12 protein-coding genes are annotated in these 12,151 nt (G+C 51.0%); 7 read left to right on the top strand and 5 right to left on the bottom strand.

Annotated features, from left to right (window positions below; translation table 11 throughout):
* Window positions 1-65 precede the first annotated feature (65 nt).
* From GCU44_RS00175 to GCU44_RS00165, 3 genes are read right to left on the bottom strand one after another with little or no spacing between them, the layout of a single operon-like run.
* Entirely contained in the window at window positions 66-1,724 is a 1,659-nt protein-coding gene (locus tag GCU44_RS00175) for an AsmA family protein (protein WP_154852207.1), read from the bottom strand.
* Window positions 1,725-1,771: 47 nt separating this feature from the next.
* Window positions 1,772-2,710 (bottom strand): lytic transglycosylase domain-containing protein, encoded by a 939-nt coding sequence (locus GCU44_RS00170; RefSeq protein ID WP_241684789.1) that lies wholly within the window; start codon window positions 2,708-2,710, stop codon window positions 1,772-1,774.
* 4 nt (window positions 2,711-2,714) lie between these two features.
* Window positions 2,715-2,948, bottom strand: a complete 234-nt coding sequence (locus GCU44_RS00165) for a hypothetical protein (protein WP_154852201.1) — start codon at window positions 2,946-2,948, stop codon at window positions 2,715-2,717.
* A 177-nt stretch (window positions 2,949-3,125) separates the two neighbouring features.
* On the opposite strand from GCU44_RS00165, the gene GCU44_RS00160 reads away from it, so the two are divergent.
* The 4 genes from GCU44_RS00160 (at window position 3,126) to GCU44_RS00145 (ending at window position 8,265) form a co-directional block, all read left to right on the top strand.
* Window positions 3,126-4,487 carry a GntP family permease gene (locus GCU44_RS00160; protein ID WP_154852198.1) on the top strand — a complete coding sequence of 454 codons (1,362 nt, stop codon included), beginning with the start codon at window positions 3,126-3,128 and terminating at the stop codon, window positions 4,485-4,487.
* A gap of 19 nt (window positions 4,488-4,506) precedes the next feature.
* A complete protein-coding gene (denD, locus tag GCU44_RS00155; protein ID WP_154852195.1) occupies window positions 4,507-5,472 on the top strand; it encodes a D-erythronate dehydrogenase in 966 nt (321 codons plus the stop codon).
* Window positions 5,469-6,221: an SDR family oxidoreductase gene (locus GCU44_RS00150; RefSeq protein WP_154852191.1), complete on the top strand. Its 753-nt coding sequence runs from the start codon at window positions 5,469-5,471 to the stop codon at window positions 6,219-6,221. The genes denD and GCU44_RS00150 overlap by 4 nt, the downstream gene beginning before the upstream one ends.
* 73 nt (window positions 6,222-6,294) lie before the next feature.
* The gene (locus tag GCU44_RS00145; protein ID WP_154852188.1) at window positions 6,295-8,265 is read left to right on the top strand and encodes an FG-GAP repeat domain-containing protein; all 1,971 of its coding nucleotides are present in this window, start codon (window positions 6,295-6,297) and stop codon (window positions 8,263-8,265) included.
* Between the two features lie 407 nt (window positions 8,266-8,672).
* Here GCU44_RS00145 and GCU44_RS00140 read toward each other — a convergent pair whose 3' ends face one another.
* Window positions 8,673-8,864 (bottom strand): hypothetical protein, encoded by a 192-nt coding sequence (locus tag GCU44_RS00140; RefSeq protein ID WP_154852184.1) that lies wholly within the window; start codon window positions 8,862-8,864, stop codon window positions 8,673-8,675.
* Window positions 8,865-8,914: 50 nt separating this feature from the next.
* On the opposite strand from GCU44_RS00140, the gene GCU44_RS00135 reads away from it, so the two are divergent.
* The 3 genes from GCU44_RS00135 to GCU44_RS00125 all read left to right on the top strand — a co-directional run bounded on the left by GCU44_RS00135 (window position 8,915) and on the right by GCU44_RS00125 (window position 11,404).
* Window positions 8,915-9,502: a hypothetical protein gene (locus tag GCU44_RS00135; RefSeq protein WP_143057592.1), complete on the top strand. Its 588-nt coding sequence runs from the start codon at window positions 8,915-8,917 to the stop codon at window positions 9,500-9,502.
* A gap of 151 nt (window positions 9,503-9,653) precedes the next feature.
* On the top strand, window positions 9,654-10,694 hold the full coding sequence (locus GCU44_RS00130) for a sensor histidine kinase (RefSeq protein WP_154852180.1): 1,041 nt from the start codon (window positions 9,654-9,656) through the stop codon (window positions 10,692-10,694).
* Window positions 10,691-11,404: a LytR/AlgR family response regulator transcription factor gene (locus GCU44_RS00125; RefSeq protein WP_092172078.1), complete on the top strand. Its 714-nt coding sequence runs from the start codon at window positions 10,691-10,693 to the stop codon at window positions 11,402-11,404. The genes GCU44_RS00130 and GCU44_RS00125 overlap by 4 nt, the downstream gene beginning before the upstream one ends.
* Before the next feature lie 299 nt (window positions 11,405-11,703).
* On the opposite strand, the gene GCU44_RS00120 is transcribed toward GCU44_RS00125, so the two are convergent.
* Window positions 11,704-12,057 (bottom strand): hypothetical protein, encoded by a 354-nt coding sequence (locus GCU44_RS00120; protein ID WP_154852178.1) that lies wholly within the window; start codon window positions 12,055-12,057, stop codon window positions 11,704-11,706.
* Window positions 12,058-12,151 lie beyond the last annotated feature (94 nt).

Raw genomic sequence — 12,151 nt, 5'->3', positions numbered from 1 at the left:
GAAAGGCCTTAACCCAACCTAAATAACCTAAAAAACAACTGGAAGGTTTCGCACATTCCGGCAACTTATTTTTCCCGCATTTCCTCTTCGGTCTGCCCGGTAATGGTGGATTTGAGCCCGCTGAGTACCAAATTCCACCAGTAGTGAAAGACAAATTTGTGCTTTTCCCGCTCGAAGTACACGGCTCCTTTGCTCAGATCTCCCGATTTCTTGGGATTTTGGGTGCGAATGACCACCTTGTTTGCCAAAAAAGCGCCAATTCTCCGAAACGCATTTTGGTTTCGTTTAAAATTTTTATCGAGAATCTCAATTTCCAAATCCTCGTACCTGGCGATGACCTGCCCTGTTCCCTCCAGGTCGTTTGCGCGGATATCAAAAAAGAGGTCGTTTAGTCTTCCACTTTTTAAGGCAACCCGTGTGGCAGGCATGATCATGTCATTTAGCATCGGTAGGTTCATTGCTCCCACGCTGCCCTTCAGAAAAAAGGTGCCTTTGCGGTCGTTGATCAGGTGGTCCGCCTGCAGGTCGATTTGCCCCTGGCCCATAAGCCTGCCCCTGGCGCTCACCCGGAGGGTGTCGGTTTGGGCGGAGGTTTCTCCAACGGTACTAAACCCGCTGATTTCCCCCTCCACCTGATCAAAAAATATTTTTCCGGCAGTGGGGGCCTTGGTTTCCGGCCTCTCTTCATAGGTAATCCGAATGTCCGAAAAAGCAATGGCAGGCAAATGCAGCTTTCTGGGTAGCCCTTCCAGGATCTCGTGGATCATTTTGGGTCGTTTGCTGGTGTCTTCCACTTTTCGCTTGTCCCGAAATACATCCAGGTCCAGTCCCTCCAGACGCAGGGTATCCGCAGAAATCGTTCCTTCCCGGAAGTATGCCTGGAAATCCATTCCATCCAATTGCATGCGGGCATCGGTAAGCTCCATCCAGTTGGTTTCCTTTTCAAACCGGTTGACATAGGCGTATTTCCTCAATTTATTCCGAAAGGAGATCTCCTCGACAATAAGTCGCTGATCCCGGGTATTGAAGGACAGGTCTCGCGCTTCGACCACATTTAGGGAATTGTTTAGGTGTACCTGTGCATTGGCCAGGTATCCCTCGATACTTTCGACCGAGAAAAGCGCGTCGGGCCTTTCCCTGTCCTCCTTGTCGAGGCGAAAGCCATCGGCAAAAACGAACAAATCCGTCAGGGAGAGGCGTACGGAATCCGTTTCGTTGTCTCGGTTTTCGAAGGAGACTTTATTTACCCGAAGGTGATTTAAGCCAATCGCCTGGTAATCCTCGCCTTTATCGGAGGTGGTGGGCTGCTGACCTGCTTGCATTTCTTCCAAATCCGGCGTTACGGTCTCCAAAACGACGTTTTCGATATAGGCCGAGTCCAGCTGTATGCTGTTAAAAAATAAAAAGTCCACCCAACGAAAGCCCGTAAGACTTGCCTCGTCAAACGTCAGGTGAAACCTGATTTTTTTATCGGGATCCAGGTCCTCACCGGGCCTGATGTCTACCGAATCCATTTTCAGGTACGTGCCTCTGTAATCGTAATCCAGGTGGATGTCGCCAAAGGACACCTCGTGTCCGGCAAAATCATTGGTCCGGGTAATCATGTTGGACACAATGCGCTCGGCATTTCGATTCAGGTATTGATTGACCAGAAAAGGCAAGACGGTAAGTAAGGCAGCAATACTACCTACCAGAATAAGGATTAGTACAAGCGTCTTCTTCATAGATAATCATTTGCCTCTCAAGATACTGATAAAAATGCATCCAATAATTAAACCGGAAGTTTTATTACATAGCGTTTGCCCCTTCGTACCTGCAGTTGCCGGTTGACCAGCCAGGGATTGTAGGTCTTTACTTCTTTGTAGCTGCTTTTTTGTTCTTTCGCCCAGTCGGCCAGGTTGGATATGGTTTCGGTCACTTCGATTTCCCGCAGCGGGGGAAGATTGTACAGGTCGTCCTGCTGAAGCTCAAAGCCGTACTTGCCGGGATTTTCGAAGATTTCTTTTAGGGCCAATGCCCGGAAAAGATAGCGGCTGGTCTCCTCGTTTAGGTACAAGTCGTAATAATCCGGACTCAGTTGTTGGTTTTTCCTGCGCGTTATCCCGGCGATGCCCATGTTGTAGCTAGCCGCTACACTGGTCCAGTTGCCAAATTTACCGTAGGCAGCCCGCAGGTATTTGCAGGCAGCGAGCGTAGATTTTTCAAAATGGTACCGCTCGTCCACATCCCGGCTGACTTCCAATCCGAAATCACCGGCTGTGCCTTTCATAAATTGCCAGAAACCCTTTGCCCCGGCCGGCGAGGTCACGTTCATCAAGCCCGACTCGATCAGTGCCACGTATTTAAAGTCGTCCGGGATGCCGTTTTCTTTCAGTGTCTGCTCGATGAAGGCGAAAAATTTCCCGGCGCGCTTCATCATCAGCAGGGTATTGGATTCCCAATACGCATTGACGTACAGTTCCCGCTCGTAGCGCTCGTAGACTTCGGGATCATCCATCGGAACTTTTTCGCCTGCGAACCCGGGCGATTCGGGCAATTCAAAAATACGTACCCGCGGGACACGCGTAGGCGATGCTTCCTGAATTCGGGCTGGGTTCTCTAGTGAATTCAGAGCAGAGCCGCTATCTGCTCCCCCAAACCACAAGTAGCCAATCAGGACAAACTGCAGCAGCAGAAGCAGGTACAAATAGGGAATGTGTTTTGTGTTCACCGGTTTAGAAATTTGAGGGTACCAAGCGGTTGCTGTAAAAAGAAGCCGTTCCATCAATGGAATCGACGTCAGTATCCACCCGTGCAGCGCAGTCCAGCGCTTTGCCCATGATTGGGATAGGCAAGCTCCTGCAAATCTCCCCGATCGCATCGCTCCGGGACTCGTTTCCGATAACGCTACTGGGCTGGTACCCTACCATCTCCTGCAACGCAGGGAGGGCAATCTCTTCCGCTTCCAAACGCTCCTTTCGTTTACGGGTTAAAAAAAACCGCCTGTCATTTGTATGTTTCTGTAAAGGAAAGTAAAGGTTCCAACGAAAGCAAGCAAGTATGCTCGGATTTTCTAAATCGAGAGAAAAATTTCGACTTTTGTAAAAAACGCCGGATTTTTCCATTTTTTTTCCCTTATTTAAAGAATGGATAGCTTAATTTCTTCCCCATACTGGTCTTTTCTGGTGCTATTGCTCAGCATTTTACTGGTAGCACAACTCATTTCCCGATGGCGTTTTCATCCCTTTATTGCCTTGGTCATCGCGGCCGTTTTTGTGGGATTGATCAGTCCGGACCTGGTCCGTGATCGGGGATTGATCGCTGCCATCGAGCTACCCATGACCGAATTGGGTAGCATGGCGGGAAAAATTGCCTGGGTCATTGCGCTGGCTGCGGTCATCGGCACGGCCATGATGGAAAGCGGAGCTGCTTCGCAGATTGTCAGTCAGCTCCTAAAACGCCTGGGAGATAAACAAGCAGGGCTTGCGCTGATGCTGGCCGGATTCATTCTGTCCATCCCGGTCTTTCTGGACACGGTTTTTTTTCTGCTAATTCCGCTGGGAATCACCCTGGCGGCAAAAACGGGTAAGGATTACGTGTTGTACGTGACTGCTATCGGCGGAGGAGCGGCCATTACCCACAGCATCGTACCCCCTACACCCGGACCACTGATCATGGCAGAAACGCTAGGCCTGGACCTGGGCCTGGTGATCAGTACCGGGCTGCTGCTGGGCATTCTCCCCGCCTTCGTGGTTCTATTCGTCGGAAAAAAACTGAACCGTGCCCTTCGCATTCCCTTGCGGATCGCTCCGGCACCCATCGTGGCCGGTGGCAAGGAGCTATCCCTGGGCCTCTCCCTGCTACCCATCCTACTTCCCATCTTGCTGATTGGCGCTGCATCGCTGGTGGAAGCCCTCACCGGATCGGTGCCGGAATGGCTGGGCTTTTTGGGGAATAAAAACCTGGCCATGGCAGCGGGAACGGCTGTGGCCTTGTACCTGTGGGCCATCACCCGAGACCTTCAATCAACCGTACTCTGGGAGAAAATCGGGAAACCGCTGGAAATAGGGGGCCTGATTATTCTGATAACAAGCGCAGGTGGGGCCTACGGAGCCATGATCGGGCATACCGGGATCGGCGAAGCCATTCGCCTGAGCTCGGAAAACCTGCAACTCCATTACATTCCCCTGGCCTGGCTGATCGCGGCAGTTTTGAAAACCGCCCAGGGATCCGGAACGGTGGCCATGATTTCCAGTGCTGCCATTATCTCGGCCTTGATCGGAGACGGGTCTGAATTGCCCTACCATCCGGTTTATCTGCTCATGGCTATGGGATTTGGCTCCCTTTTCGTATCTTGGATGAACGACAGCGCCTTTTGGGTGGTAGCCCGTATGAGCGGACTGACAGAGAAAGAAGCCCTGAAAACCTGGACCTTTTTGTTGGCAATCATTTCCCTGGCAGGAATGCTGCAGGTATGGCTGTTGTCCTGGATTGTTCCTTTAATTTAACCAAAAAACGCATCAACCCATGCATGTACTGATTATCGGTGGAGGGGGCTTTATCGGAAGCCGCCTGGCTAGTGAATACCGCCAACAAAACCCTGCTGCACGAAGTAGCCTGACTTTGTTTGACCGCCATTTTCCCGAAACCCTCGCGAATGACCCCGAACTTGATTGCGTGCAAGGGGATTTTGGCGACCCCTCCCAGATAGACGCACTGCTCGACAAAAAACCCGACCTGATCTTTCACCTCGCTGCCGTCGTGAGTGGGGAAGCAGAAAAAAATTTCGACCTGGGCATGGAGGTCAACCTGAAAGGATCGCTGCACCTGCTGGAAAAATGCCGGGAGCTGGGACACCGGCCCCGCATTGTCTTTGCGAGCTCCTGCGGTATCTTCGGAGGAGATGTACGGCAGGTGATCACCGAGGAAACCGCTCCCAAACCCCGAAGTTCCTACGGCACCCAAAAAGCCATCGTAGATCTTCTTATGAACGACTACAGCCGTAGGGGATTTGTGGACGCTCGCTGCCTCCGGCTTCCCACCATCACCGTACGACCCGGCAAGCCGAATGCCGCCACTTCCTCGTTTTTGAGCAGCATCATTCGGGAACCGCTCAATGGACAACCCGCCAGTTACCCGGTGGACCCTACTTCGGAATTCTGGATTCTATCCCCCAAACAAGTTGTAAAAAACTTTCTGCATGCCGCCAGCCTGTCCCCCGAGTTGATCGGAGATGACCGGACCGTCAATTTGCCCGGACTGACCGTTTCGGTGCAGCACATGATCGACTGCCTGGAACGGGTGGCCGGCCCCGTAGTGGCCAAACGCATCAGCCATCAACCGGATGCTTTCCTTCAAAGCATCGTATTGACCTGGCCGCCGCACTTTGATACCCGGAAAGCCGATGCTCTGGGCTTTACGGCCGACCAGGACGTAGAAGAAATTATCCGGAATTACATCCGGGAGGAAAATATCCAATCCCCCATTGCATGAATCAGCCTATCAAAACCGCATTGATCACCGGTGCCGGTTCGGGAATCGGCCGGGCAGTCGCTAAAGCACTGGCCAAAGAAGATTGGACGCTGATCCTCACCGGAAGAAACCAACAAAACCTGGAAGAAACAGCGGCGCATTGCAAGGGGACCAAACACCTTGTCGCTCCAGCGGATATCACGGATCCCGCCGCAATCCGGCAACTTTTTGTAAAAATCGAGACAGGCTTTGGTCGCCTGGATCTTTTGTTTAACAATGCCGGCGTAAATGCCCCCTCCGTGCCCCTGGAAGAATTGGCTTTTGCCGATTGGAAAAACGTGATCGATACCAACCTGACCGGGGCCTTTCTTTGCACCCAGGAAGCGTTTCGACTGATGAAAAAACAGCGACCGAAAGGAGGGCGCATCATCAACAACGGCTCCATATCCGCGCAGGTTCCCCGCCCCCTGTCGGTCGCCTATACAGCAAGCAAGCATGCGGTCACGGGCCTTACCCGCTCCAGCAACCTGGATGGAAGGGCCCATGGCATCGTCTGCGGCCAAATCGATATTGGGAATGCCAAGAGTGCCATGACCAAAAAAATCGAAGAAGGCATCCTGCAAGCAGACGGGTCGCAAAAGGTGGAACCCACCATGGACCTGGAAGAAGTAGGACGGGCCATCGTGTATATGGCAGGACTGCCGCTGGATACCAATATTCCCTGGATCACCCTAATGGCCAACGGCATGCCCTACATGGGTAGGGGCTAATGGCCCATTTAGCCCCTGCCGGGGTAAATTACTAGTTGCCAATAAAATCCAACCGTATCAAAAAACAGCACCCATGCCAAGCTACCCGCAAACCGCTTTGTCACTTCTTGTCTCCTGCCTCCTGCTGGGAACAGGTTGCCAGAAACAAGCTACCGAAACCGCCGATACCGTTTCCGAATTTACCCGGGTCAATTACAACCGACCCGAGGCCAGTTCCTACCTGGGAGTGGGCCTGTGGGCCTGGCCGCTGCCCATGGATTACGACGGAGACGGGGACATGGACTTGTTGGTGTCCTGTCCGGACAAGCCGTTTAATGGCCTTTACTTTTTCGAAAACAGCAGCGGAGAAGCTTTTCCCATCTTCGAACCTCCGGTACGCCTGGGAGATGCCATCCCCAAAGTTCAGATTTCCCACTACGGCCCGGGAGAACCCAAGGTGACCATCCCCGGAGCCGAACTGAAGGATTTCCGCAGGGCCCTGGATTCCGAACCGCAGGCCTTGTTCCCCATCGAGGAACTTACCAAAGATTTGGGGAAAAGCCCGCGGTTCAACCAATGGAAAATGGTCGATTACGAAGGCGATGGTGACCTTGATATCCTGGTGGGCATGGACGACTGGTCGGATTATGGTTGGGACAACGCCTACGATAGTACCGGCAATTGGGTCAATGGCCCCCTGCATGGCTACGTGTACCTGCTGGAAAACAAGGACGGGGAATACCACAACCGCGGCCGACTGCAGGCCGGAGGAAAAGAAATCGATGTATACGGCGCTCCTTCCCCCAACCTGGCGGATTACGATGTAGACGGAGACCTGGATTTGATTTGCGGTGAATTTCTGGACCGGATGACCTATTTTGAAAATGTCGGCAGCCGGGAACAACCCGTATACAAGGAAGGCAGGTTTTTGGAGAATGGGGAAGGCCTGATCAAAATGGATCTGGAGATGATCATTCCCGTGGCCATTGACTGGGATCAGGACGGGTATGTAGACCTGATCGTCGGCGATGAAGACGGACGGGTAGCCTGGGTGCGGAATACCGGCGAAATGCAAGACGGCATGCCGCAATTTACGGCTCCCAGGTATTTCCGGCAGCGAGCCGACCATTTAAAATTTGGCGCTTTGGTAACGCCGGTAAGCGTGGACTGGGATTCCGATGGAGACGAAGACCTCATCGCCGGCAATTCGGCCGGGTACATTGCCTTTATTGAAAACCTGAGCGGCGGCCCCAAACCCAGTTGGGCCGAACCGAAGCTCTTGGAAGTCGACGGCCAACCGATCCGCATTCAGGCTGGGGACAGGGGTTCCATTCAGGGTCCGGCAGAAGCCAAATGGGGCTACACCACCCTCTCGGTCGCCGACTGGGACGGAGACGGCCATCAGGATATCCTTTTCAATTCCATCTGGGGAAAGGTGGAATGGATCCGCAATACCGGTACCGAACTGCAAGCCCCCCAACCGGTGCGGGTAGATTGGGGAGATCAGGCGCCGCCGTACCCGAGCTGGAACTGGTGGAAGCCGGCAGCTGGGGAACTGGTCAGCCAATGGCGAACCACACCCTATGCCATCGACTGGAACAAAGACGGAGTCATGGACCTGGTCATGCTGGATCATGAAGGCTACCTGGCCTGGTATCAGGGCAGCCGAAAGGGTAAAGAAACCGTTTTGCGGCCCGGGAAACGCATTTTTTATGGAGAAAATGCCAGCGCATTGACCAGCAAAAACGAAGTGGAAGAGGCTGCACCCGGCCCGCTTCGGCTGAATACAGGGATAGCCGGCAGAAGCGGTCGGCGCAAAATCAGCTTTGTAGACTGGGACAACGATGGCGATATGGACCTGCTAGTCAATAGCCTGAACGTTTCGCTATTTGAAAATATCAGCCAAAATCCGGAGAAGGTGGTCTTCCGATACAATGCCCCGTTTACGGAGCAAATGCTGGCCGGACACACCACCAGCCCAACCTTTGTGGATTGGAACGACGACGGTGTTTGGGAGATACTGGCAGGCGGCGAAGACGGGCATTTTTACCACCTGCCGCGGTAATCGGAAAACCGGCTCAACTCGTTCCTGTCGGAATTTTCTTGGCTGTTGGTCGTGAGATTTCCCGGTAGAAGTCTTACTGGTTTTGAGGGATAGTACCTGGTTGGGAACAGACACGGCTTTAAGGTGCCAATGAATCCAAATATGAACGACGACTTCAGGTTTACCCCGGAAAAAGGATCCATTTTTTCCAGATTCCGATTGCGCTGTACCCTGATTTGCGAACCGCTTATCTGCACGGGTCCGAATATACTTTTAGGGGAGTTTATACACGATCCACACCCGGCCTGATTTCCCTGGCACCGCGGAAATGGAAATTTAAAAGTTTGCTTCTGTAATTGCACTTTCTGAGAAATACCGATTTCCGAGGGAACGGGACACGGCAGGCGCTCGCAGGTATAAAAGTGGGTTCATACCGAACGCTGGATAGCCGTTTGCAGGGTATTCCTATACCAGGGAACGGCTACGCTTTCTGCCAATTGCTTGTTTTTCTTTCCCGAAAACCATTTTTCGTCGCAGAAATTTCCGGTTTCATCGCAGACCGTTTCCAGTTGGTCCCCTTCTCCGAAAAGGAGGGATTTTTCCCGGTAGGTTTGTAGCATAAATTATTTGTTACCTGCCTGTCAAACGGCAGACCTAAACATCAAAAACCATGAAAAATCTAATGAAAAGTGCCGCAATAGCCGTTTTGTTTCTCGTATCGCTTACGAGCATGACCCCCGCACCCAATCCAAACCTGCTGATTTCGGATGAGGGAAAAAATCTCTTTATTCAATTAAACTCCCAGTTACGGGGAACAACCATTTCCATCACCGATCAATCTGCGAACACCTTGTTTTTCGCCGATGCCTACGACGGGACCTATTCAAAAAAGTTTAACCTGGAGCAATTAGCCAATGGCACGTATTTCTTCCGGGTGGACAACCCGGAGGCGAGCCTGGTCTACACCTTGAAATTGGTTGAGGACCGGATAGAAATCGTCCAGAAAGAGGAAAAATCCTCTCCCTCGGTATTTCGGGTAGATGGAGCCACCGTGTTCCTTGCCCTGTCGTCAAAGGACCTCAAAAAGGTGGACATTAAGATAACCAATAGCCAAAATGCCGAAGTCTTCCGGACCACAGAAAACGTAGACGGCAGCATTGACAAAGTATTCAACTTTGAAAAGGCAGTGAAAGACAGCTATACGATTCGGGTAGTGGACGGGAAAACCACTTATTCCCAATACATCGAAGTGGGCTAATGGCTCCCTTCCCACTGAATGGGGTATTTCTTACCCAGCATTGGAAACCGGATACCAACCGGTTTCTTTTTTTTTGCCTACGCCCGATAGCTTTTGCAAAACGGGGTTCGGCTACGATTTTGTATATTGGTGCATCTAATTTAAAACCCACATGGCTAACCTTTTCACTTCGTTTCAAAAATACCAGGCTCCCATGCTGCACGTACTGACCTGGTCCATTTTTTTCCTGCTGCCCTTTCTCGTGGAGCAGGGCTACGGAGGAAGGGGACCACGATCCGCGCAGGCCGAAAACTTTCTGTACCTAAACAGCCTGACCAACATCTTCTGGGTCATCCTTTTTTATGCAAACACCCGGCTGCTGATTCCCCGCTTCCTGTACCAACGGAAATTTGCCGGTTACCTGCTCCTCCAACTACTGCTCTTTGCTGGCATCCTGCTCGTTCACCGCCTGCTTTTTGGAATCCTTCTGGCCGATTTGTCTTTTTCCGTTTACCGCTCCGCGCTTTACAATGCGGTTCCCTTTGTATGTATTCTGATGGCGGCAATCGCCTTTAGGTCCGTATCCGACAAGATCCGATCCGATCGGCTGGCTAGCGAACAACAACAAGAAAACCTGAAGACCGAACTGGCCTTTCTCCGGTCACAAATCAATCCGCATTTCTTTCTAAACGTGTTGAACAACACGGTAGCCCTCGCCCGGATGAAAAGCGATGCGCTGGAACCCACCTTGCTAAAACTTGCAGCTTTGGTAAAATACATGTTTTACGAAACGGATGAGGAAAAAGTACTGCTAAAGCGGGAATTGGAATACCTGAAGGGCTATATCGACCTGCAGCAGCAACGCATCGGAGACCGACTGCAGCTGGATATCGACCTGAACCCTACCGAAGACTGGCACCATATCGAACCCATGCTGCTGATTCCCTTTGTGGAGAACGCCTTCAAGCACGGTACCGGACTGATTGCCGAACCCGCCATCCATATCTCGCTGACAACGGAGGGCAGCCGGCTGCATTATTGCGTAAAAAACAAATTCGCCTCGGGTAACGCAAGTAACGATAGTGGGTCGGGAATCGAACTGGCCAATGTAAAACGAAGGCTCGAACTGCTCTATGGAGATGCGCACCAACTCCATATTCGCCGCTCCGATGGCTGGTTTACCGTACATTTAGACCTAACCCTCCGAACATGATCACCTGTATCGCCATCGATGACGAGCCCCTCGCTCTTGAACTCCTGAAGGACAACATCAGCAAGGTCCCCTATTTACGGCTGCTGGCCACCTGTAGCAATGCCTTTGAGGCCATGGAAGCGTTGCGCGCGCAGCCTGTAGATCTGGTATTTACCGATATTCAAATGCCCGGACTGACGGGGTTTCAGTTTATTTCCAGCCTGCAAACGAAACCCATGGTCATTTTCATTACCGCTTATAGCCAATATGCCGTGGACAGTTTTGACCTGGACGTGGTAGATTACCTGGTGAAACCGGTACCGCTGGAGCGGTTTATCAAGGCCTGCAACCGGGCCAAAGAACGCTACGAATTGAAGCGTGCAAAACCGGCAGATAGTCCCGGAAAGGCCCCCGACCATTTCTTTGCACAGGTAGATTACAGCCAATTGAAAATCCGGTTTGAGGACATTGTCTGGATGAAAGGCTATGGAGACTACATAAAATTTTACTTAAAGGACCGGGAGCAGCCCCTGCTGGTGCGCATGAGCTTTAAGGAACTGGAGTCGGTTTTGCCAGCAAATAAATTTATCCGCATCCACAAATCCTATGCGGTCGCCCTGGCTGAGATTACCGCCGTCCGTAAAAACAGCCTTTTTTTAGGAGACCAGGAATTTTCGATCGGAGAAGCATACCGGGAGGCGGTGGAAAAGTGGATGCAAAAGGGGCATTGAGCGCATTGTGGTACCCTTTCGTATAAACGCCTTTTTTAAAGACGCTTATGTTTCCATTAGTGGTGCACGCCAACTTAACATGTTTGGTGCCTATTCATTTGCCGACTACAAAGAAATGAGCGTCTGTAAAAGAAATAAAATTTTCTTCCTATTGGAGCCTTTTTTACGTTTCCGCGTTTCTCATGTGACGTGTCTCCTGGTTTATATTTCATCTTATGGATAATCCTATTTTTTCAAATTTAGACAACTCGTATAACGATGCTGAATTTCTTATAGATCGTTCCAAATAATCCCATGCATTATAACTTACATTTAGAGTTCTCCGGCTTCCATATCACCTCAATTTCTGAAAGCCTATCATAAACCTCATTCGTATTTCCCAATTCATCTCCAGCACAGTTCCGGATAATTGATGCGTAATTTGCCAAGGGGTCACAGTTGCCAAAAAAGAAAATCCTTTCACCTTGATACAAAGCCGTGGAATAGTAGGCGTATTCATCAGTACGCACCTCATCAATGGCTTCTTTTAGCCAGGGTAATTCCTGTATTGGGTTTTGTACTTCACACGGATTTTTTGGTGAGCAGTCGTCTTTTTCGCATGAAATAAGTACGAATGAAAATACCAAAAAGGCCGATTTTGTTAGATTTTGCATAGTTTTCCTTTTATTCATCATTTAATTATTTATTATAGTTTTATTAGTTGGTTACCCTTATCACTACATCCCCCTTTTTTCTTTCCGTGTCTAC

This window comes from Cyclobacterium xiamenense (assembly GCF_009467825.1).
Taxonomy (GTDB): domain Bacteria; phylum Bacteroidota; class Bacteroidia; order Cytophagales; family Cyclobacteriaceae; genus Cyclobacterium; species Cyclobacterium xiamenense.
Note: the sequence above shows the minus strand (reverse complement) of the source record. Positions and strands in the feature narration are given on the sequence as shown.

Bases quoted from the DNA above. Each gene is read 5' to 3' on its own strand.
- GCU44_RS00175 (WP_154852207.1), bottom strand. From the start codon at position 1,724: ATGAAGAAGACGCTTGTACTAATCCTTATTCTGGTAGGTAGTATTGCT.
- GCU44_RS00160 (WP_154852198.1), top strand. From the start codon at position 3,126: ATGGATAGCTTAATTTCTTCCCCATACTGGTCTTTTCTGGTGCTATTG.
- denD (WP_154852195.1), top strand. From the start codon at position 4,507: ATGCATGTACTGATTATCGGTGGAGGGGGCTTTATCGGAAGCCGCCTG.
- GCU44_RS00150 (WP_154852191.1), top strand. From the start codon at position 5,469: ATGAATCAGCCTATCAAAACCGCATTGATCACCGGTGCCGGTTCGGGA.
- GCU44_RS00145 (WP_154852188.1), top strand. From the start codon at position 6,295: ATGCCAAGCTACCCGCAAACCGCTTTGTCACTTCTTGTCTCCTGCCTC.
- GCU44_RS00140 (WP_154852184.1), bottom strand. From the start codon at position 8,864: ATGCTACAAACCTACCGGGAAAAATCCCTCCTTTTCGGAGAAGGGGAC.
- GCU44_RS00135 (WP_143057592.1), top strand. From the start codon at position 8,915: ATGAAAAATCTAATGAAAAGTGCCGCAATAGCCGTTTTGTTTCTCGTA.
- GCU44_RS00130 (WP_154852180.1), top strand. From the start codon at position 9,654: ATGGCTAACCTTTTCACTTCGTTTCAAAAATACCAGGCTCCCATGCTG.
- GCU44_RS00125 (WP_092172078.1), top strand. From the start codon at position 10,691: ATGATCACCTGTATCGCCATCGATGACGAGCCCCTCGCTCTTGAACTC.
- GCU44_RS00120 (WP_154852178.1), bottom strand. From the start codon at position 12,057: ATGCAAAATCTAACAAAATCGGCCTTTTTGGTATTTTCATTCGTACTT.